The following is a 21034-nucleotide window of genomic DNA, read 5'->3' as shown; positions in this document are numbered from 1 at the left end:
ATACATGGCTGAATTTGACTATCTTAAAAACGCAATTAAACGGGCAGGGTATACGCTCCAGCAAGTTGCGGATGCGACAGATATGACCAAAGGCTATCTCAGCCAATTGATTAACGACAAAATTAAAAGCCCCAGCGCACAAAAGATTGCCGCCCTTCATCGCTTTTTAGGTCTTGAATACCCAAACCAGCAAAAAACGATTGGGGTAGTGTTCGGCAAATTTTATCCATTACATACAGGGCATATTTATTTGATTCAGCGGGCGTGCAGCCAAGTGGATGAACTTCACGTTATTCTCTGCCATGATGAGCCCCGTGATAAGGACTTGTTTGTTAACAGTTCTATGTCTCAACAGCCCACAGTAAGTGACCGTTTACGGTGGTTATTACAAACCTTTAAATATCAAAAAAATATTCATATTCACTCATTTGATGAAAATGGCATAGAGCCGTATCCACACGGTTGGGAAGTGTGGAGTGACGGAATGAAAGGCTTTTTGAAAAAGCATAATATTAACCCAAGTTTTATTTATTCAGGGGAAGCGAATGACGCTCCGCGCTATAAAAAATACTTAGGTATCGAAACCATTTTGATTGACCCTGAACGTACGTTTATGAATATTAGCGGTAACCAAATTCGCCAAGCGCCGTTTCGTTATTGGGAATATATCCCAACGGAAGTCAAACCCTTCTTTGTGCGTAAAGTCGCCATTCTCGGTGGGGAGTCAAGTGGTAAATCGACGTTAGTCAATAAGTTAGCGAATATTTTCAATACATCCAGCGCATGGGAATATGGCCGTGATTATGTGTTTAGCCACTTAGGTGGTGATGAGATGGCTTTGCAATATTCTGACTACGACAAAATTGCATTAGGGCATGCGCAGTACATTGATTTCGCAGTGAAATATGCAAATAAAGTTGCATTTATTGATACCGACTTTGTCACGACTCAAGCCTTTTGTTTGCGCTATGAAGGCAAAGAGCATCCATTTGTTCAGGCATTGATAGACGAATACCGATTCGATTTGGTAATAGTTTTAGAGAATAACACCCCTTGGGTGGCAGATGGTTTAAGAAGCTTGGGGAGCGATAAGGACCGAAAAGCTTTCCAAGACTTATTGATTGAAATGCTTAAGAAAAACAATATTGAATTTGTACGTGTGGAATCCTCTGATTACGATACGCGCTTCTTGGAGTGTGTCACCCTCGTTCAGCAGCTATTGATGCTAGATGATTTATAAAATTATCCAATAAAAACGGCATCATTAGGTGCCATTTTTATTTTACTACACTCTATTACTCTACCTATCCCTTAAATAATTTGGATTATAGGTAGGCGGCAAGGGAGTGAGTCCCTAGGAGCATACATTAGTATGTGACTAGGGCTCACGAGCGCAGCCAACACCGCTATAATCCGAAATTATGACAGGGATTTATTTGGTCATACGCTTATACTTCATCCGGTGCGGCTGCAGTGCTTCCGCGCCTAACGTCCGTTTTTTGTAATCTTCATATTCAGAGAAGTTACCTTCGAAGAACGTAATATTACCTTCGTCTTGGTAATCAATAATATGAGTTGCAATACGGTCAAGGAACCAACGGTCATGGGAAATAACCATGGCGCAGCCCGGGAATTCTAACAGGGCGTTTTCCAACGCACGTAAAGTTTCTACGTCGAGGTCGTTGGTTGGTTCATCGAGTAACAGTACGTTACCGCCCACTTGCAGTAGTTTAGCTAAGTGTAAACGGCCGCGTTCACCACCTGATAACTCACCAACGCGTTTACCTTGATCAACGCCTTTAAAGTTAAAGCGGCCCACATAGGCACGGCTTGGAATTTCAAAGTTACCAATACGCATGATATCTTGGCCGTTAGAAATTTCTTCCCAGACAGTTTTGCTGTCATCCATCGCATCACGGAACTGGTCAACAGAAGCAATTTTTACGGTATCACCTAACGTGATTGAGCCTGAATCCGGTTGCTCTTGGCCTGAAATCATACGGAACAGGGTGGATTTACCCGCACCGTTAGGGCCGATAATCCCGACTATTGCCCCTTTTGGAATTGAAAAATTCAGGTTATCAATCAGAACGCGGTCACCATAAGATTTACTTAGGTTTTCAACCTCGATAACTTTATCCCCTAAACGCGGTCCAGGTGGAATAAACAGTTCGCTAGTTTCGTTACGTTTTTGATATTCAACGCTATTGAGTTCTTCAAAGCGAGCCAAACGCGCTTTACCTTTAGCTTGACGGCCTTTTGGATTTTGGCGGATCCACTCAAGTTCTTTCTCGATAGACTTACGGCGAGCAGCTTCTGTAGAGGCTTCTTGTGCCAAACGCTCATCTTTTTGCTCAAGCCAAGAAGAGTAGTTACCTTCCCAAGGAATACCTTCACCACGGTCAAGTTCGAGGATCCAACCCGCAACGTTATCTAAGAAGTAACGGTCATGCGTTATAGCCACAACAGTTCCTTCGTAGTCGTGTAAGAAACGCTCTAACCAAGCGACAGACTCAGCATCCAAGTGGTTGGTTGGCTCATCGAGCAGTAGCATATCAGGCTTTTCGAGCAGTAAGCGGCAAATTGCCACACGACGGCGTTCACCCCCAGAGAGATTTTCGATTTTAGCATCCCAAGCTGGCAGGCGCAGTGCATCCGCCGCACGCTCTAATTGGTTATCTAAATTATGGCCATCTTGCGCTGAAATAATCGCTTCTAACTCGCCTTGCTCTTTCGCGAGTTTATCGAAGTCTGCACCTTCTTCCGCGTAAGCCGCATAAACTTCATCTAAACGAGTTAATGCATTTTTCACTTCGCTAACCGCTTCTTCAACGGCTTCACGGACAGTATGCTCAAGATTTAACTTAGGTTCTTGCGGAAGATAACCGATTTTCAAACCGGGTTGTGGACGTGCTTCACCTTCGATATCGGTATCAATACCCGCCATAATACGCAGTAATGTTGATTTACCTGCACCATTAAGACCTAAAACACCGATCTTAGCCCCCGGAAAGAAGCTCAGAGAGATATTTTTTAAAATATGACGTTTCGGTGGAACAATTTTTCCAACCCGATACATACTATAAACGTATTGAGCCAATTTATTTACCTTTTGATTTATAAAGGGAATTTTAATTTTCTATTTCTATGCAGTAGGAATACATGACCTACTGCGATTGGATAAACAACAATAAATATTTTGGTATGAACTATACCTGATTGCGTATGTGATGGTCTAGGCTATCTGCGTTAACTCGAGAGTAAAAACCTAATAAATATAAAGTAAAAGACTGTAAAGTCGAAAAATTCAAGAACTCTCCGCTGTTACTAAATAAAAACTTTCGGTAGCATTAACATTATTGATATATGTTTAATATACGTGTAATCCTTCAAGTTGTAGCGCTAGGCTAGTCGAGCCACATAGTTTATCTATGCTCTCCGTCTATCTTCGCTTGTCGCCTACCTGCAACTCGAATTATTTGGGGTATATATAGGTTAAGGTTTTCCTGTATTTTGACTTTAGTTTAGCGATGGAGCGAGTGAATATGAAAGGTTGGTTATCGGCAGTACCTGTAACAATGTTGCTGGTTTCCAGCACTGTATGGGCGGATTCCTTACAGGCACAGCGGGAGCGTTATCAAGCAATTAAGGTTGCATGGGATGCCAATAAAATGGATGAAGTCGAGCGCTTGCTGCCGACCTTGCATGATTATCCACTTTACCCTTATCTCGCTTATCGTGAGCTAACTCAAGACTTAGATATTGTATCACCTCGCCAAGTTCAGGAGTTTATTAATACTTACCCGACACTACCCGTTGCTAAAAATTTAAAAACTCGATTTGTGAATGAGTTAGCTCGTCGTCAAGAGTGGAAATCATTGCTGGAGTTTAGCCCTGAAGCTCCTAAACCCGCAGAAGCACAATGTAATTTTTATTTTGCTAATTGGGCTGTGGGAAATAAACAAGTTGCTTGGCAAGGGGCAGAAAAAGCCTGGCTAAATGGCCGTTCAATGCCGAGTGCTTGTGATAAGTTATTTAATGAATGGGAAAAAGCGGGTTATTTAACCCCTGAAATGACTCTTGAGCGCATTAATTTAGCCATAAAAGAGGGCAATACCTCGATTGCGAGTTATTTAGCTAAACGCTTGCCACCAAGTTATAAAACAATTGGTGATGCGTTAGTGAAATTACAAAATGACTCGGCCTCAGTCGTGACATTCGCCAAAACGATGACGCCAACGGATTTTACTCGTCAAGCCACCATCGCGGCTTTTAGTCGTTATGCACGTCAATCTCCTGATGCGGCTCGTACGGTACTTAATAGCATAAGTTCTGCACAAAAAATGAACATGGCAGAAAAGCAATTACTTAAAGACAGTATTGCTTGGCAATATATGGGAGATGTGACTCCTGAACAGGCCCAATGGCGTGATGAGACCATTCAAGAAAGCAATTCATCTTCATTGAAAGAGCGTCGTGTGCGTTTGGCATTAGGGGCTGGCGATAAGAAAGGTGTCGCTTCATGGTTAAATCGCTTGCCAGCGGAAGTGAAAAATAAAGAAGAGTGGCAATATTGGCAGGCCATCACGTTAATTGATACAGGTAAAAAAGCAGAAGGTGAGGCGTTACTTCGCCAATTAACAGAAAAACGCGGTTTCTACCCAATGGTTGCAGCACAGGTCTTAGAAGTTGATTACCCTGTGTATGTTAAAGCGGCGGTTAAGCCAGACTCAAGTGTCAGTCAACTCCCAGAAGTTCAGCGTGTTAGAGAGTTAATGTATTGGGAGCTAGACAACCTTGCTCGTTCGGAATGGGTGAGTTTAGTGGCATCGCTACCTGCCAACCAGCAAGAGCAATTAGCGCGTTATGCGTTTGATAATCAGTGGGCTGATCTCAGCGTGCAGGCGACTATCACCGCTAAACTTTGGGATCACCTAGAAGAACGTTTCCCATTAGCGTGGGATAAAGAATTCAATTTATATACCAAATCGAAAGATATTCAAAAGAGCTATGCAATGGCAATCGCTCGCCAAGAAAGTGCGTGGAATCCACAAGCTCGTTCACCTGTCGGAGCAACAGGTTTGATGCAATTGATGCCAGCAACAGCAAAACATACCGCGCAAAAACAAGGTATTAACTACGTAATTGCTAGTCAATTAACTAATCCTACGACCAATATTGAGCTGGGGACAGCATATCTGGAAGATGTTTATCAGCAGTTTGGTAATAACCGCATTTTAGCTAGTGCAGCTTATAATGCAGGCCCATCTCGTGTGACTCGTTGGTTAGGCAATAGTGGTGGGCGTATTGATGCAGTCGCATTTGTGGAAAGTATCCCGTTCTCAGAAACTCGCGGCTATGTGAAAAACGTGTTGTCATATGACTTATTCTATCGGCACTTTATGGGGCAGAAAAATAGTAAGGTGCTACTTCCTAATGAATGGAATATGAAATACTAATTCGCGTCATCCTTCGCACTGTAGCGGTGTTGGCTGCACTCGCTAGCCCTAGTCACATACTTATGTATGCTCCTAGGGCCTAGCTCTTTTGCCGCCTTGCTACAGCACGAATGCTTTAGCGTGTTGGTGGGTATGGGAAATGTTTATTTCTAACTTTCCACATCGGTCGATTAGATATTATTCAAACTATCTAAAGCGTTATTAGCTAACTAAATGAAATTTGGTTATTTTTTGTATTATTGAAGCTTGAAAAGCGTTTGGTTGATGATTTCTAATAAGAGTGTGTTATTATTTGTACTAGTTAAATAGTATGGGTGGATAAACGATGACAGCAAATCAACACCAAGATCCGGCTCTAACAGCCGATGAGAACGCTGACTGGCTGCGCTTTGTGAATTTATTACAATTGGCATTTGAACAAGATATTCATCTGCCAGTTCTTCAGTTATTACTCACGCCAGATGAGCGTACAGCGTTAGCGACTCGCGTTAAAATTGTGCAAGAACTGATGCGTGGCGAAATGAGCCAAAGAGAACTGAAAAATGAGCTCGGCGTGGGAATTGCGACTATCACTCGAGGTTCGAATAGTTTGAAATCAGCGCCTATTCCTGTGAAGGAGTGGTTGGAGCAACAACTCCTCTAAAATATTCGTCATACTTCGTACTGTGACGTTGTTGACTGCTCTAGGCTACTCGGGTCACATACTTATGTATGCTCCCCGAGCTATCCTCGTTGGTCGCCTAGTCACAGCACGAATTATTTAGAATATAAATACGCATCATATTTTGTACTGTCGCGGTGTTGTCTTCATGAGGAAGCCCTAGTCACTTGCCGGCTAACTACAATTCGAACTATTTCGCGTATTGGCATTTGTCATATTTTGAATTGATAGGCACAAAAAAAGTATGGTTTCCCATACTTTAGTGTGAAAAGAGTGGTGTTTAATCGCACATGCAATTTTAATTATTTTAAGTATAATTAATCTTCTACTTGGTTTAGCTCTTTATAAATTTCATGCTTAATGGGAACCAAGGCCAATATCAAGGCTTGTTGGTAAACACTGGTGCGAGTTAATACCCCGTCAGTGAAAAAACCAATGGCACCACCTTGTTGTTTGATATTATCGATGCCTGTTAAAAAGGCCATTTCATCACCGAGTTCACGGCCTTCACGAATACCCGCTAGAATTTTTTCTGGGATCATAATACTGGCAGAGCGAGATTCACCGCGTATTTGCTTATGCTCAATCACTATCCAAGCAAATGTCATATCGTCTTCGATACCCGCTTCAATACCAACCCAAAAATCCGCTTCAGGGCGAACTTGTCGAGAGGCCATGACGCGCTGTCTAGCCCCAGTACGGGTTTCATTATTACCGATAGGTTGCTGTGGAACGCTGCTATCGACATTAATATCTTCAATTTGATAACTGCCAGCCCCAAAAACAGCATCGAAAGCAAGATGGATCGCTTTAATTTTGGCAGGATTAGTCGTTGCAGCTATAACTTGGTACATTAATTATTTTCCTTTGAACACATACTTCGAAAAGTAATAACGGAACACATCTATGTTACAGGTTTATCTTGTTCGCCATGGCGAAACTGAATGGAATTTAGCTCGTCGCATCCAGGGACAATCCGATAGCCCTCTGACCGCCACTGGACGACTGCAAGCAAGGCAGGTGGCTGAGAGGATAAAGTCAGAAGGCATTACCCATATTATCACTAGTGATATGGGACGCACACTGGAAACTGCACAAATAATTGCAAGTGTATGCGGGTGTGAAATTACCACAGAACCGCGTCTACGTGAACTAAATATGGGCGTTCTTGAGCAAAGAGCAATAGAGTCGTTAACGCCAGAGGAAGAACAGTGGCGTAAAAGCTTAATTGATGGCACTCGTGGAGGACGAATTCCAGAGGGTGAATCGATGGAGGAGCTATATACACGCATGTTTGCAGCACTAAACAGTTGTTTAGATTTGCCTGAAGGGAGTCGCCCACTGATTGTTAGTCATGGCATTGCGTTAAGTACGTTAATTAGCCGTATTATGGGGGTTCCTGCCTATTCAGAACGTCGCTTACGTTTACGTAATTGTTCACTATCTCGTGTTGATTACCAAAACAGCCCATGGTTAGCGAATGGCTGGATAGTTGAAACAGCTGGTGAGGTGACACACTTGTCGCAGCCTGCTCTCGATGAACAGCAAGGTTAACGATTTAGAAAAAGGAGTTTCACAAACTGAAACTCCTCTACTTTAAGGTGTTGCGGTCGAACCTGTTTTGATTGGGACATAATAATCAAAGGTATCGATATGTGTTTTTGGGTCATCATTTTCTGGGGTGATATGACGTAAATCGATATTTTTTAATCGATAATGTTCGATGTCATAACCAGGACGACGTGTTAAATTCAGCTTAGGCAGATATACACCATAAATTTGGTATAAAAACTCTTGCAATGCATCTCGAGTTGGTGTTCCATTGAACGAAAATTTAACATAATGACCACTTGGCAACGTTAAACTCGTGTATTGGTCAGTGTTAAAACTTGCATCTTCGGGTCTTACCGCAGTGGTATAAAACACCGTTTGTTCATCTTCTTTTTCTGGATTATGAATGGCATGGTGCAAGCCAAAAACTTCTGACGCAATAGTCGTCGTATTATCCAAATAGTAGTGCCAAAATGTTTGGCGCATTTGGGAACAGGCCGTTGACCACTCTTCTAACGCATAAGAACAACTTTGTTCCAAGCCAACCAGCTCTTGCGCTGGCATTTGCAGGAATTCATGTTCAATATTCGTGTGATTATCTAAAATAATCGGTGGGCAAATTCCTGCTGCACACCATTCTTCACTTCGGCGGTAAAAAGCAGGGGTTAGGTTAAATTGCTTTTTAAAGGCTCGAGTAAAAGTTTGTTGCGAATCAAAACGATACTGTAACGCAATATCAAGAATTGGTCGGCTGGTTAGCCGCAATGCCACAGCTGCACGAGAAAGCCTTCTGGCTCGAATATAAGCACCAATCGCTTGGTCAGTCACCTCTTTGAACATTCGTTGTAAATGCCATTTAGAGTAGCCAGCTTTTGCAGCAACATTATCCAGTGAGAGTGGTTTGTCTAGGTTGTCATCTATCCAGCGAAGCAAGTCGCGAATAATATTAGTTTGATCCATGTATATCCCCAGCCAATGCGACTTATAGAACAGATATAATCTATCAATGAATTGCTATTCTATATCAAGTTATCTTTTTCGTTTATAGTAAATGAGTTGTATTTGATAATTAGTTAAGAAAGTGAATAATAAGTCTCGCTTTTACTACGAATTTTTACCGGTTTTTAGTTGAATAGGAAATTCAGTATGCGTCGTTCCAGATTAAAAAATATCGTACTTGCAGCATTATTATCAGCGTTGCCGAGCATCACATTTGCTGAAGAAATCGGTTCAGTCGATACTGTTTTTAAAATTTTCGGCCCTGACCATAAAATTGTTGTTGAAGCATTTGATGACCCCGATGTTGAGAATGTGACTTGTTATTTAAGTCGTTCAAAAACAGGGGGAATCAAAGGTGGCTTAGGTTTAGCAGAAGATACCTCTGATGCTGCAATTTCCTGCCAGCAAGTTGGGCCGATTGAGTTAAATGACCGTGTCAAACGCAAACCAACGAAAGGGCAGGTTGTTTTTCAAAAACGAACATCTTTAGTTTTCAAGAAATTGCAAGTTGTACGCTTTTACGATCCAAAACGTAATGCATTAATTTATTTGACTTATTCAGATAAGATGATCGATGGTTCACCAAAGAATGCGCTAAGTGCAGTACCGATTATGCCTTGGTGATCAATTTAAAGACAAAAAAACCGTCATTAGTTACGGGGCAAGTTAGTGACGGTTTTATTGAATTCACTGTTAAATGATTTGGTAATCGTTAAACGCCAACTTTAACAAAAGGAGTTCCATAACTTCTGTCCCTGTTTATCGTTTTTCCAACGTAAAGTCGGCGAATTTCCTCATCAGCCTTTCTACCAACAAATTCCCAGCGTCCGCTAGCATGGGCTACATTGCGAGTAAAGTATTGTTGAGTACCAGCAGGGATCCAGCTGTGAATTTCATAAACTTCTTTAATAATATTGTTATAAATAGCGTAAGCATACCTGAGTGATTCGTCTTTGTGAGGAGGGTTGCGCCAGACGCCGCGAGTGGCTTCGAATAATTCAAGTTCACTCATATTGAATCTGTATAATTTATTTAAGATGAAAGCGAGTCCTGCATGCTTAGCTGATATTGTTGTATCCTGTTGAGAATATATAGAGGCAGCTTCTTCAAGAGTTAATCGCCCCTGCCTTAATATCTCTTCATCTTTACTGGTTGTTTTTCCTTTAACTTTATTCGTTAAACCTTCCATTCCCACTAGGTCAATGCAGGTAGTTTCAACGGTAAAAGCCATTTCTGATTCTAAGCCATGACATAGAATATCAATACCTAATCGATTGTTTTTATCAAGATCTCGGATGGTTTCGAATTTTTTATTTTTACTGTCTTCGGAAGAGAGATTTTCATCAACACCAGATAGGGCATCAGTAATGTGGGTTAGGCAGCGAGAGCCTTTTCCTTTCCCTATATAGAAAGGAATTCTTGTATTTCCGTTGACTTCACACAAGGCATAAACATAAAACTTTAGCTTGCTTAATGTATTTTTATATTGGTTAAAGTTATTCATTGAATTCCACTATAACTGTTAATGTATTGATTGTTATAGGTATCGGCTAATTTCTAGAATTTATTAGTAATACATGGATGTCTATATGGCGGGTAAATTTTAACTATAAAAAAACCGGCTAAATTGAGCCGGTTTTATTGAACATCAATTCAAAATTAATTATTCGTCTAAGTCACCACAGAAACGATAGCCTTCACCGTGGATGGTAGCGATAATTTCTGGTGTGTCAGGTGTCGATTCAAAATGTTTACGAATACGACGGATCGTGACGTCAACAGTTCTGTCGTGTGGTTTTAATTCACGGCCAGTCATTTTTTTCAGCAGGTCTGCACGAGTCTGAATTTTTCCTGGGTTTTCACAGAAATGCAGCATCGCACGGAATTCACTACGGGGTAATTTGTAGTGCTCACCCGCAGGGCTGACTAATGAACGGCTGTTGATGTCTAATTCCCAACCATTAAACTTATAGCTTTCCACTAAACGACGCTCTTCTGTACCACCCGCTAAATTCATTGTGCGGGACAGTAAATTGCGTGCACGAATAGTCAGTTCGCGTGGGTTAAATGGTTTAGTGATATAGTCATCAGCACCAATTTCAAGGCCAAGGATTTTATCGACTTCGTTATCACGTCCTGTTAGGAACATTAACGCAATGCTTTCTTGCTCACGAAGCTCACGAGCAAGTAATAAACCGTTTTTTCCTGGTAAATTAATATCCATGATGACTAAATTGATGTCGTGCTCAGAGAGAACGTTATTCATCTCTTCGCCATCAGTTGCCTCATGAACCACATAGCCTTCCGCTTCAAAGATGCTTTTAAGCGTATTGCGTGTGACAATTTCATCTTCAACAATCAAAATGTGTGGGGTCTGCATAGTTGCTACCTAAAGTATTAAAATAAAAATACTGAACTCACAAGCCGTTTCCAGTTAGGTGGTTATTGATATTGTTCTCTGGAAAAAAACGTTTATGAGTATAAATTTGTTATGAAATTCAACAGTGACATTATGTTGCCATTTTAGGCAAAAGACTTTAACTGCGAGTCAAAATATAAGCACTTTCCCAATATTGTACTGTTAACAGCAATATAACAGCTAATACTGCATTTACCACCTAAAAAACTAACTTTTGTTGATACATATCAAAATCAATTGTAGCACGTTAACAAAAATTGTTAGGTAGATAATTATATAAATTAATGCGGTGTTTAGGAATCAGATAGCGTCTAAAAAAGGGGAGTAGTTGATGCATAGGGTATGCTTCGGCTTGGTATCAATGAATATAGTCTTCAATGAGTTAAATATATCATTATAAATAATGTTTAATTTGTGACTTACCTCCAATTTTGAAATGTTATTTTGCTACAGAAAAAGGTTAAAAATTTATCTTGCTAGAGATAACGGAGTGTAAATATTTAATTTGTAATTTTTTGTTTCATTTAGTTAGGAGAAATACTTATTTTGTTTTGATGTGACTGTATTTTAACAATTCCATAGCATTTGTTTGTAATTTAAACGAATGAAAAAATCATAAAATTAAGTATCAATACTTACTTGTGTAATCTGTTGTCATTGGTGCTCATGTATTGATGAACATGGGGTAAATGATAAAAAATATAGCTGCTAAATGCATCGATTAAGTGGGTCATTGTTGTTCATTTTTTCATTTTGATTTTCTTCACAAGAAATAGCTAAAGGCTATCTGCCTTGTCTATTTAATAGGCAATTTCATTTCTTATTAGGTAAAAAATTATTTAACTTAAAATTTAAGTTTTTTTGGTTTTTAACACCATTATTGGGGTGATAGGTATCTTTTTGTGAATGTGTTTTTCGCGCTGATAGATAATTTATCAAATAAAAAAAGAGTTTTAAAAGGGATGTTTTGCAAATAAATTTGACAAAATATACCAATTGCTTTAACCGTATAGGGAGAAACTTAAAAGAATCTAAGAGACAGACAGAATCTATGCGTAATATCAGCCTGACTATTATTATTACCACCACCACCGTAACCACAGGAAACGGGGCGGGCTGACGCATCCAAAAAATAAAAATGAAAAAGCCCGCATACTTAACCGATGCGGGCTTTTTTTTGGTGTTAATTCAGGAGAGAAATACCATGCGTGTGCTTAAATTTGGCGGTACTTCGGTTGCAAATGACGAACGAGTACTGAATGTTGCTGACATCGCTGAAAGTAAACTAGCAGATGGACAAGTGGCTTTGGTGTTATCCGCGCCAGCAAAAATCACTAACCATCTGGTTGCTATGATTGAAAAAACGGTTGCAGGACAAGATGTCATCACGCATGTTAATGATGCTGAAATGATTTTTGCTAACCTTTTAAAAGGATTAAAAGAAAAACAACCCGGTTTTGAATATGACCGGTTAAAAAAACTGACAGAGCAAGAATTCGCACAAATCAAACAAGTCCTGCATGGTATTACTCTTCTCGGACAATGTCCGGACAGCATTAACGCAGCAATTATTTGCCGTGGCGAGAAACTTTCTATCGCCATTATGGAATCGGTGCTAAAAGCACGTGGCCATAATGTGACTGTAATTAACCCAGTAGAGAGCTTACTCGCGAAAGGTCATTACCTTGAGTCTACCGTTGATATAAATGAGTCAACAAAACGCATTGCTGATTTAAATATACCGAAAGATCATTTTGTCTTAATGGCGGGCTTCACCGCAGGTAATGACAAAGGTGAATTAGTAGTATTAGGTCGTAATGGGTCTGATTATTCAGCTGCAGTTTTAGCGGCGTGCTTACGGGCTGATTGTTGTGAAATCTGGACTGATGTTGATGGGGTTTATACTTGTGACCCGCGTTTAGTACCCGATGCACGTTTGTTGAAAGGTATGTCATATCAGGAGGCTATGGAGTTATCCTACTTTGGTGCCAAAGTTCTCCACCCCCGCACCATCGCCCCAATTGCTCAATTCCAAATCCCTTGCCTGATAAAAAATACCACTAACTTAAGCGCTCCGGGGACTTTAATTGGTGATGGCCAAACTGACGATAGCACACCAGTGAAAGGGATCACTAACCTGAATAACATGGCGATGATTAACGTATCTGGCCCCGGTATGAAGGGAATGGTGGGTATGGCTGCACGCATTTTTTCAGTCATGTCTCGTAAAGGGATCTCGGTCGTCCTGATCACACAGTCTTCATCAGAATATAGTATTAGCTTTTGTGTCCCGCAAAATGAATTAGTGAGAGCACGTGCCGCACTGGAAGAAGAGTTTTACCTAGAGCTGAAAGATGGCGTACTTGATCCTCTGGATGTGATGGAGCAGTTGGCGATTATTTCAGTTGTGGGTGACGGTATGCGCACGCTGAAAGGCATTTCAGCGCGTTTCTTCTCCGCTTTAACTCGCGGTAACATTAACATTGTCGCTATCGCACAGGGGTCTTCTGAACGCTCTATTTCCGCCGTTATTGCCAATGAGTCTGCGACAACAGCGGTACGCTTATGTCACCAAATGCTATTTAATGCTGAACAGGTTATTGAAGCCTTTATCATTGGTGTTGGTGGCGTTGGTAATGCATTAATTGAGCAAATTCACCGCCAGCAACAATGGTTAAAACAAAAGCATATTGATTTACGTGTATGTGGTATTGCTAATTCGCGGGCAATGTTAACGGATATGCAAGGGATTGATTTAGATAACTGGAAAGCGGAGCTAGCGGAAGCGAAAGAGCCATTTAGTTTAAGCCGTTTAATTCGCTTAGAGCGTGAATACCATTTCTTGAACCCGGTCATTATTGACTGCACATCAAATCAGGAAATTGCAGAGCAGTATGTCAATTTCTTGAAAGATGGTTTTAATGTGGTCACACCGAATAAAAAAGCCAATACTTTGTCGATGGATTACTACCATCAGTTACGTGTAGCAAGTGAAACATCGAAACGTAAATTCCTCTATGACACTAACGTAGGCGCGGGCTTGCCGGTTATTGAGAACCTGCAAAATTTATTGAATGCAGGAGATGAACTGGTTCATTTCAGCGGAATTTTATCCGGTTCTTTATCATTCATCTTTGGTAAGTTAGACGAAGGCATGTCTTTATCCGAAGCTACAACACTCGCTAAAGAAAAAGGTTTTACGGAACCAGACCCTCGTGATGATTTATCCGGTATGGATGTGGCGCGTAAATTATTAATTTTAGCGCGTGAAGCGGGTTATAATTTAGAATTACAAGATATTGAAATTGAACCTGTTTTACCTGTTGATTTTGATAGCAATGGTTCTGTTCCTGAGTTTATGGCACGTTTACCACAACTGGATGCACAATTTGCACAGCGCATAAAAGCCGCAGAAGCGGAAGAAAAAGTGTTACGCTATGTTGGGTTGATTGAAGAAGGGCGCTGCCAAGTGAAAATCGTTGCCGTAGATGGCAATGACCCACTCTTCAAGGTTAAAAATGGTGAAAATGCACTGGCTTTCTATACACGCTATTACCAACCAATTCCTTTAGTATTAAGAGGTTATGGCGCAGGTAATGATGTTACTGCGGCTGGTGTATTTGCGGATATGCTGCGTACCCTTTCATGGAAATTGGGAGTTTAATAAGTGATTAAAGTTTATGCACCGGCTTCAATTGGTAATGTGAGCGTCGGGTTTGATGTCCTAGGGGCAGCAGTTTCACCTGCAGACGGTTCATTATTAGGTGATTGTGTAACAGTTGAAGCGGCGGATACTTTTTCCCTGACGAATCAAGGAAAATTCGTTGCTAAGCTGCCGAAAAAAAATGAACATAATATTGTTTACCAATGTTGGCAGCTGTTTTGTGAGCGTCTTGGTCAGCCATTAAATGTTGCGATGACGCTTGAAAAAAATATGCCAATTGGTTCAGGGCTTGGTTCTAGTGCCTGCTCTGTTGTCGCCGCATTAATGGCGCTAAACGAATTTGCAGAGAAACCATTTGATGATACCCAACTGCTTGGCATGATGGGGGAATTGGAAGGGCGTATTTCTGGTAGTGTGCATTACGATAACGTTGCACCGTGTTTTTTAGGCGGCTTACAACTGATTATCGAGCAAAATGGTATTATTTCACAGCCTGTACCTGCATTTGAAAATTGGTATTGGGTAATGGCCTATCCAGGAATTAAAGTATCAACCGCGGAAGCGCGTGCAATCCTGCCTGATAGCTACCCACGTCACGACATTGTAAACCATGGTCGATACTTATCAGGGTTCATTCATGCATGTCATACAAACCAGCCGTTACTTGCAGCAACGATGATCCAAGATGTTGTTGCTGAGCCTTATCGTACACAACTATTACCGGGTTTTGCGGCAGCACGCCAGAATGCAAAAGAAATAGGTGCATTGGCGTGTGGTATCTCTGGCTCAGGGCCAACACTGTTTGCTATTTGTGATGAGAAACATATCGCTGAAAACATGGCGAGCTACTTGCAACAACATTATATTCAGAATGATGAAGGCTTTGTGCATATCTGCCGTTTGGATCTGGCCGGGGCAAGGACAATAGGGTAAATAATGAAACTGTATAATTTAAAAGATAACAATGAACAAGTAACTTTTGCGCAAGCGGTTAAGCAAGGGTTAGGGAAGCAACAAGGCCTATTCTTTCCCCAAGATCTGCCTGAATTTAGTGCGGCTGAAATTGACGAATTATTAAAATTAGATTTTGTCACACGTAGCAGCCGTATTTTAAGTGCTTTTATTGGTGATGAAATTCCATCAGAAGAGCTAGCAGCGAGAGTTAAAGCCGCTTTTGCTTTCCCTGCGCCAGTTTCTAAAGTTGAAGATGATGTCGCAACGTTGGAGCTATATCATGGGCCAACGCTCGCATTTAAAGACTTCGGTGGCCGCTTTATGGCTCAGGCGTTAGGTCAAGTCGCTGGTGAGCAACCTGTGACCATTTTGACGGCAACTTCAGGGGATACCGGAGCGGCAGTCGCTCATGCATTCTATCGTCTTAATAATGTGCAAGTTGTTATTCTCTATCCAGAAGGGAAAATCAGTCCACTGCAAGAAAAACTTTTTTGTACACTGGGTGAAAATATTCATACGGTTGCGATTAAAGATGACTTCGATGCGTGTCAGGCATTAGTGAAACAGTCATTTGATGATGAAGAGTTGAAAAAGGCGTTATACTTAAACTCAGCGAACTCGATTAATATCAGTCGCTTACTTGCTCAGATTTGCTATTACTTTGAAGCGGTCGCGCAGATCCCAGCAGAAAAACGCGATCAACTAGTGATCTCAGTTCCGAGTGGGAACTTTGGGGATCTCACTGCAGGTTTATTAGCTAAATCATTGGGCTTACCTGTCAAACGCTTTATTGCAGCGACTAACGTAAATGATACTGTGCCGCGTTACCTTGTTGATGGGCAATGGAAACCAAAGCAAACTGTGGCTACATTATCGAATGCCATGGATGTTAGTCAACCGAACAACTGGCCTCGTATTGAGGAGTTATTCCGCCGTAAAGGTTGGTCCCTTGATGAATTAGGCCATGGGGTTGTGAGTGATGAAGTGACTAAAGAAACTGTACGTGAATTAGATAAAAAAGGATATTTATCTGAGCCACATGCTGCGGTTGCTTATCGTGTGCTGCGTGACCAGTTACAAGAAGGCGAATACGGGCTGTTTTTAGGTACGGCACATCCAGCTAAATTTAAGGAAAGTGTTGAAGAGATTCTTAATAAGGCCATACCTTTACCAAAAGAGTTAGCTGAGCGTGCGGAGCTACCGCTACTTTCACACTTTTTACCATCTGACTTTACCCAATTACGCACATTTTTAATGAAATTAGCACCTAAGCAATAAAGAATATGTGGATACGAAAAACGGAAGCAGAAGCTTCCGTTTTTAATGATAAGACCATTTGTTGTTAAGGTAATTATATGGTTTCATATTGCCACATCACTTATTCACAGCTAATGAATTTGCCTATTAGAGTGTACTAATGCCATCGAGGCCATCTCTACCACCATCTGAACCACCGCGTCCCCCTTTACCGCCTTGGCTGCCATTACCACCATTACCGCCATTTCCACCTCCGGAACCATTTCCGCCATTGCCCCCATTACCGCCATTACCGCCGTGTCCGCCATTTCCTCCATTGCCATTCATGGTGCCGTTACCACCATTTCCGCCATTGCCCACACCATCGCCATTTCCCCCATGGCCACCATCACCACCAGTAACGCTACCATTTCCGCCATTACCTCCATTACCGTTACTTCCTGCTTCTGCATCCCCACCATCGCTACCATTGCCATTATTTGAGCCTGTTCCGCCATTCCCCCCATTTTGTCCATCACCACCTTGCCCAGCTTGGCCACCTTGACCATGACTTCCATCTTGGCCATGGTTTCCGTTTTGCCCATGGCTTACAAAGCTAGAAATTTTAGAAAAATAATATTGGCCATTTAGTATTGAACATATTTTATTATTAATTTCATTAATATTGAGTTCATTTTTTAATAAGCATTTAGATGAGGTATTAAATAAGGAATGAGAATAACTTGAGATGGAATAAGAACTAATTAATAACAGACTTAATGAAATGCAAACCTTATGATTCATATATTTCTCCTTTCCCCCTCCAAAAAGAAGGGGGAGAAATTTAATATTGAGATAAATTAATGCCCGTTACCACCGTTTCCACCATGACCTCCGTTACCACCGTTACCACCATTCCCCCCGTTACCACCATTACCTCCGTTGCCACCATTGCCGCCATTATGTAAGTGTAATGAATATTCAATAGAAGAAATCGATAATAATTTAGATTCAAAAGAAGTTGCTGATGCTAATATTGGAAATAGCAACGATGCAATAATAATAGATGTTTTATACATAAAAAACCTCATTGAAAAGTTTAAATGAATGTGAACTGCAAGTGAATTGTAATTCACAGATTCGAATAATCAATAAAGGATCTATTTATTTAGATAATAAAAAATGTAATAGGGTTAATCATTATAATAATCTTTAAACTTACTATAATGATTTTCTGATTAAAATAGACTTTGGTTTTATTTAATTAAACTAAATAATTTTATTTAAAATTAATTAGTTTTTATCTTTTACTATTTTCATAATTTCATTTTGAATTGGTGCCGAAGAGCTATTTTTATTGAAGCTTAGCATAGTAATAGCCTTCTCATTTTCATTCATATCGGAAAATAATTTAGCTGTTTTTACTACCGATTTTTTATAGTTAGGTGATTGATTTTGATGGCGGCTGATCATATTCAGCATTGCTGGAGATGTATTGTTTTGAGTAAAATTCAATGCAGTAGCAGCTTGAGTATGTTCATCTAATTGAAGGAATGACTGAGGTGAGTTAATTATATTATTAACCGAAATACCCGTTTGCTTCAAATGGCTACTAACCGATTTTAGATTGGAATAAGAGGTATTATTTTCAGTGAAACTGAGAGCAGTTGCTGCATTATAATGAATTTCTTTTTCTGTTTGAGCTGCTGTTACATGTGTTGTTACAGCAGAAATCGCTAAAGCAAAAATAATTTTTTTCATTGTGAACTCTTATTAAGTTAAATAATTTATCTTATAACTATAATAAGGCTTTCTTGCTGTCTGAATACTGACTATAAAATGACAAAATTGCCATTTATAGTGAAATTTTAATTTAATTTAATTTAATTTTATTTTATTTTATTTTATTTTATAGGTAAAAATACAGTGAAACGTGTTGAAAAATCATCTGATGTTACAGTGATCCTTCCTTTATGTGCTGATATAATCGATTTGACGATAGCTAATCCGATACCGCTTCCTTCATTTTTTCGTTGTCTTGATTTATCCACACGATAAAACCTATCAAAAAGTTTAGCTAAATGTTCTTCTGGTATTTTTATACCAGGGTTGCTGATGATTAATTCAATTCCCTCTTTTACATTCGAAATATTAATACTGACAGAATCGCCTTTTGGGGTATAGCGGATAGCATTTGAGATTAAGTTAGTAATCGCTCTCCTTAACATGTCTTTATCGGCCATAATAGAGGTTGTTTCACCAATTAGTTTGAGTTTTATTTCATTCTCTTCTGCGAGATATTCAAAATAATCAAATATAAGCTCTATTTCAGCTTTAATATTCATCATTTTTTTCTCTGGAATCAGCCTATTATCATCTGCTTGAGCAAGAAAAAGCATATCAGATATCATTCGTGATAAACGGTTATATTCTTCCAAATTAGAATATAACACTTCAACTAGCTCTTCTTTACTGCGGTTTTTACTCAGAGATATTTGAGTTTCAGTCATTAAATTAGTGATTGGCGTACGCATTTCATGGGCAATATCTGCTGAGAAATTCGTTTGCCTTACGAAAACATCTTCAATTTTTACTAACATCTGATTAAATGATTTGGTTAATTGCTTTAATTCATTCGGCACAGAGTCAGGATTTAAACGAACGCTTAAGTTTTCAGAAGTCACATTTTTGATTTCATCGCTGACATCTTTAAGGGGTTTTAATCCTTTAATTACAAGGAAATAAACGACAAGAATAGTAAATAAACACAATATAATAGCACTAACAATTAAATTATTTATTAATGAACTCAGATAATCATGATGAAAATTCAATGATAGTGCTGTCACTAACCGATATTGTTTAGGCTCTGTAGTGGAACTGACTCGAATGAAGCTTTCAGATAGGCGATAATTTTTAAGCTCTGCTTTTTGGCTATTTTTATGAGAATCATAATTTTTTAAGTATGTAATGAGCTTATCTGTTGCATTGGGTGATATTAATTCATTGCCTTGATTGTCAATGAGATAAATAGTGATATCTTGATGCTCATTAATAATGGTTTTAATACGTGCATATTGTTCACTTTGTGAATCTGCATTGTCATTTAACAAGCTACGGATCGTTAAGTTCAACTGGTTAAGTGTATATTCATCTTGTTGCTTGAAATGTAACATAACTGAGTTGATCATGATCGAGCTAAATAATAATAAAGCAAGGGAGAGGGTAATACTGATCAAAACAATAAGACGAATTGAAATAGAGACAGGAGATCGAAATAACTTAATCATTTTCAGGGATCTCAAGTAAATAGCCCATTCCTCTAATGGTATGAATCAATTTAGGTTCATAGCCTTGATCTATTTTTGCCCTCAGCCTTTTAACTGCAACATCAATGACATTGGTATCACTATCAAAATTCATGTCCCAAACTTTCGAGGCTATCAGAGAACGAGAAAGAACTTCACCTTGATGAAGAATAAAAAATTCCAATAAAGAAAACTCTTTACTGGTGAGTATAATTTTATCATTTTCACGGGTAACGCGCCGTTTGATCAGATCAACATGCAAATTAGCGATGGTAAATTGTGTTTTTTGGATGCTGTTATTGCCTCTGCGCAATAACGTTCTCACTCGGGCAAGTAGCTCAGAAAAATCAAATGGTTTAACGAGATAATCATCAGCACCTAACTCTAACCCTTTGACTCGATGTTCAACATTACCTAAAGCAGTAAGCATGAGTATTGGTGTATTTTTTCCTGCACTCCGCAAATTTTTTGCAATCTCCCAGCCGTTAATATCCGGCAACATCACATCAAGAATAATTAAATCATAGTCTTCAGTTGTGGCCATATGCAGGCCTGTAATGCCATTTTCGATAGCATCAACAATAAACCCGGACTCACTTAAGCCTTTAGATAAGTATTCTCTCGTTTTATGTTCATCTTCAACAATAAGTAATTTCATCTTAGACCTAGCAGACAGGTAAACAATACTGCCATTCTAAGCACTACCATAACGAAATGTAAAATGACAAATTTGTCATTTTCATGTCATGAATCTAACAGCTGTTCTTTTTTACTATAGTCTCA

General features: G+C 39.7%; 19 protein-coding genes and 1 other annotated feature. Of the genes, 9 read left to right on the top strand and 10 right to left on the bottom strand.

The window, feature by feature from the left end; genetic code table 11:
- Positions 1 to 4 precede the first annotated feature (4 nt).
- Entirely contained in the window at positions 5 to 1240 is a 1236-nt protein-coding gene (gene nadR / locus PSF28_RS05480; protein ID WP_210838172.1) for a multifunctional transcriptional regulator/nicotinamide-nucleotide adenylyltransferase/ribosylnicotinamide kinase NadR, read from the top strand.
- Between the two features lie 192 nt (positions 1241 to 1432).
- Here the strand turns inward: nadR and ettA are convergent, their stop codons facing one another.
- Positions 1433 to 3100 carry an energy-dependent translational throttle protein EttA gene (gene ettA / locus PSF28_RS05475; protein WP_004914750.1) on the bottom strand — a complete coding sequence of 556 codons (1668 nt, stop codon included), beginning with the start codon at positions 3098 to 3100 and terminating at the stop codon, positions 1433 to 1435.
- 445 nt (positions 3101 to 3545) lie between these two features.
- Between ettA and sltY the strand changes: the two genes are divergently transcribed.
- The gene (sltY, locus tag PSF28_RS05470; RefSeq protein ID WP_210838178.1) at positions 3546 to 5459 is read left to right on the top strand and encodes a murein transglycosylase; all 1914 of its coding nucleotides are present in this window, start codon (positions 3546 to 3548) and stop codon (positions 5457 to 5459) included.
- A gap of 325 nt (positions 5460 to 5784) precedes the next feature.
- On the top strand, positions 5785 to 6102 hold the full coding sequence (gene trpR, locus PSF28_RS05465) for a trp operon repressor (protein ID WP_004914745.1): 318 nt from the start codon (positions 5785 to 5787) through the stop codon (positions 6100 to 6102).
- Positions 6103 to 6437: 335 nt separating this feature from the next.
- Here trpR and yjjX read toward each other — a convergent pair whose 3' ends face one another.
- Positions 6438 to 6974 (bottom strand): inosine/xanthosine triphosphatase, encoded by a 537-nt coding sequence (gene yjjX / locus PSF28_RS05460; protein WP_004914743.1) that lies wholly within the window; start codon positions 6972 to 6974, stop codon positions 6438 to 6440.
- A gap of 52 nt (positions 6975 to 7026) precedes the next feature.
- Here yjjX and gpmB point away from each other — a divergent pair, with 52 nt between their 5' ends.
- On the top strand, positions 7027 to 7674 hold the full coding sequence (gpmB, locus tag PSF28_RS05455) for a 2,3-diphosphoglycerate-dependent phosphoglycerate mutase GpmB (protein ID WP_102138956.1): 648 nt from the start codon (positions 7027 to 7029) through the stop codon (positions 7672 to 7674).
- Positions 7675 to 7716: 42 nt separating this feature from the next.
- Here gpmB and robA read toward each other — a convergent pair whose 3' ends face one another.
- Positions 7717 to 8631: an MDR efflux pump AcrAB transcriptional activator RobA gene (gene robA / locus PSF28_RS05450; protein WP_004914738.1), complete on the bottom strand. Its 915-nt coding sequence runs from the start codon at positions 8629 to 8631 to the stop codon at positions 7717 to 7719.
- Positions 8632 to 8817: 186 nt separating this feature from the next.
- On the opposite strand from robA, the gene creA reads away from it, so the two are divergent.
- Positions 8818 to 9294 (top strand): protein CreA, encoded by a 477-nt coding sequence (gene creA, locus PSF28_RS05445; protein ID WP_210838181.1) that lies wholly within the window; start codon positions 8818 to 8820, stop codon positions 9292 to 9294.
- Positions 9295 to 9382: 88 nt separating this feature from the next.
- Here the strand turns inward: creA and PSF28_RS05440 are convergent, their stop codons facing one another.
- Both PSF28_RS05440 and arcA read right to left on the bottom strand, forming a co-directional pair.
- Positions 9383 to 10174 carry an LEM-3-like GIY-YIG domain-containing protein gene (locus PSF28_RS05440; protein ID WP_272684751.1) on the bottom strand — a complete coding sequence of 264 codons (792 nt, stop codon included), beginning with the start codon at positions 10172 to 10174 and terminating at the stop codon, positions 9383 to 9385.
- A gap of 159 nt (positions 10175 to 10333) precedes the next feature.
- Entirely contained in the window at positions 10334 to 11050 is a 717-nt protein-coding gene (arcA, locus tag PSF28_RS05435) for a two-component system response regulator ArcA (RefSeq protein WP_004905684.1), read from the bottom strand.
- A gap of 1090 nt (positions 11051 to 12140) precedes the next feature.
- Between arcA and thrL the strand changes: the two genes are divergently transcribed.
- The 4 genes from thrL to thrC all read left to right on the top strand — a co-directional run bounded on the left by thrL (position 12141) and on the right by thrC (position 16985).
- Positions 12141 to 12209 carry a thr operon leader peptide gene (gene thrL / locus PSF28_RS23640; protein WP_071548816.1) on the top strand — a complete coding sequence of 23 codons (69 nt, stop codon included), beginning with the start codon at positions 12141 to 12143 and terminating at the stop codon, positions 12207 to 12209.
- Positions 12148 to 12269: a sequence feature (Thr leader region), on the top strand. It overlaps the preceding gene by 62 nt.
- 24 nt (positions 12270 to 12293) lie before the next feature.
- On the top strand, positions 12294 to 14753 hold the full coding sequence (gene thrA / locus PSF28_RS05430) for a bifunctional aspartate kinase/homoserine dehydrogenase I (protein WP_210840275.1): 2460 nt from the start codon (positions 12294 to 12296) through the stop codon (positions 14751 to 14753).
- Positions 14754 to 14756: 3 nt separating this feature from the next.
- Positions 14757 to 15686: a homoserine kinase gene (gene thrB / locus PSF28_RS05425; protein WP_210840276.1), complete on the top strand. Its 930-nt coding sequence runs from the start codon at positions 14757 to 14759 to the stop codon at positions 15684 to 15686.
- Between the two features lie 3 nt (positions 15687 to 15689).
- On the top strand, positions 15690 to 16985 hold the full coding sequence (gene thrC / locus PSF28_RS05420; protein WP_210840277.1) for a threonine synthase: 1296 nt from the start codon (positions 15690 to 15692) through the stop codon (positions 16983 to 16985).
- A gap of 126 nt (positions 16986 to 17111) precedes the next feature.
- Here the strand turns inward: thrC and PSF28_RS05415 are convergent, their stop codons facing one another.
- The 5 genes from PSF28_RS05415 to PSF28_RS05395 all read right to left on the bottom strand — a co-directional run bounded on the left by PSF28_RS05415 (position 17112) and on the right by PSF28_RS05395 (position 20909).
- Positions 17112 to 17747 (bottom strand): hypothetical protein, encoded by a 636-nt coding sequence (locus tag PSF28_RS05415; protein WP_210840278.1) that lies wholly within the window; start codon positions 17745 to 17747, stop codon positions 17112 to 17114.
- Between the two features lie 56 nt (positions 17748 to 17803).
- On the bottom strand, positions 17804 to 18022 hold the full coding sequence (locus tag PSF28_RS05410; RefSeq protein ID WP_272665634.1) for a hypothetical protein: 219 nt from the start codon (positions 18020 to 18022) through the stop codon (positions 17804 to 17806).
- Positions 18023 to 18236: 214 nt separating this feature from the next.
- Entirely contained in the window at positions 18237 to 18704 is a 468-nt protein-coding gene (locus PSF28_RS05405; protein ID WP_272684750.1) for a hypothetical protein, read from the bottom strand.
- 143 nt (positions 18705 to 18847) lie between these two features.
- Positions 18848 to 20233, bottom strand: a complete 1386-nt coding sequence (locus PSF28_RS05400; RefSeq protein ID WP_210836596.1) for a Cu(+)/Ag(+) sensor histidine kinase — start codon at positions 20231 to 20233, stop codon at positions 18848 to 18850.
- Positions 20226 to 20909 carry a heavy metal response regulator transcription factor gene (locus PSF28_RS05395; protein ID WP_210836600.1) on the bottom strand — a complete coding sequence of 228 codons (684 nt, stop codon included), beginning with the start codon at positions 20907 to 20909 and terminating at the stop codon, positions 20226 to 20228. Before PSF28_RS05395 ends, PSF28_RS05400 begins: the two co-directional genes overlap by 8 nt.
- Positions 20910 to 21034: the final 125 nt, after the last annotated feature.

The sequence above is a fragment of the Providencia sp. PROV130 genome (assembly GCF_028482225.1).
GTDB classification, from domain to species: Bacteria; Pseudomonadota; Gammaproteobacteria; order Enterobacterales; family Enterobacteriaceae; genus Providencia; species Providencia rettgeri.
This window is presented reverse-complemented; position numbering and strand designations above follow the sequence as displayed.

Excerpts from the sequence above, each read along its gene's own strand:
- PSF28_RS05395 (WP_210836600.1), bottom strand. The coding sequence starts at position 20,909 with ATGAAATTACTTATTGTTGAAGATGAACATAAAACGAGAGAATACTTA.
- creA (WP_210838181.1), top strand. The coding sequence starts at position 8,818 with ATGCGTCGTTCCAGATTAAAAAATATCGTACTTGCAGCATTATTATCA.
- PSF28_RS05400 (WP_210836596.1), bottom strand. The coding sequence starts at position 20,233 with ATGATTAAGTTATTTCGATCTCCTGTCTCTATTTCAATTCGTCTTATT.
- thrA (WP_210840275.1), top strand. The coding sequence starts at position 12,294 with ATGCGTGTGCTTAAATTTGGCGGTACTTCGGTTGCAAATGACGAACGA.
- gpmB (WP_102138956.1), top strand. The coding sequence starts at position 7,027 with ATGTTACAGGTTTATCTTGTTCGCCATGGCGAAACTGAATGGAATTTA.
- sltY (WP_210838178.1), top strand. The coding sequence starts at position 3,546 with ATGAAAGGTTGGTTATCGGCAGTACCTGTAACAATGTTGCTGGTTTCC.
- yjjX (WP_004914743.1), bottom strand. The coding sequence starts at position 6,974 with ATGTACCAAGTTATAGCTGCAACGACTAATCCTGCCAAAATTAAAGCG.
- PSF28_RS05415 (WP_210840278.1), bottom strand. The coding sequence starts at position 17,747 with ATGAATCATAAGGTTTGCATTTCATTAAGTCTGTTATTAATTAGTTCT.
- trpR (WP_004914745.1), top strand. The coding sequence starts at position 5,785 with ATGACAGCAAATCAACACCAAGATCCGGCTCTAACAGCCGATGAGAAC.
- PSF28_RS05440 (WP_272684751.1), bottom strand. The coding sequence starts at position 10,174 with ATGAATAACTTTAACCAATATAAAAATACATTAAGCAAGCTAAAGTTT.
- PSF28_RS05405 (WP_272684750.1), bottom strand. The coding sequence starts at position 18,704 with ATGAAAAAAATTATTTTTGCTTTAGCGATTTCTGCTGTAACAACACAT.
- arcA (WP_004905684.1), bottom strand. The coding sequence starts at position 11,050 with ATGCAGACCCCACACATTTTGATTGTTGAAGATGAAATTGTCACACGC.
- thrC (WP_210840277.1), top strand. The coding sequence starts at position 15,690 with ATGAAACTGTATAATTTAAAAGATAACAATGAACAAGTAACTTTTGCG.
- PSF28_RS05410 (WP_272665634.1), bottom strand. The coding sequence starts at position 18,022 with ATGTATAAAACATCTATTATTATTGCATCGTTGCTATTTCCAATATTA.
- nadR (WP_210838172.1), top strand. The coding sequence starts at position 5 with ATGGCTGAATTTGACTATCTTAAAAACGCAATTAAACGGGCAGGGTAT.
- robA (WP_004914738.1), bottom strand. The coding sequence starts at position 8,631 with ATGGATCAAACTAATATTATTCGCGACTTGCTTCGCTGGATAGATGAC.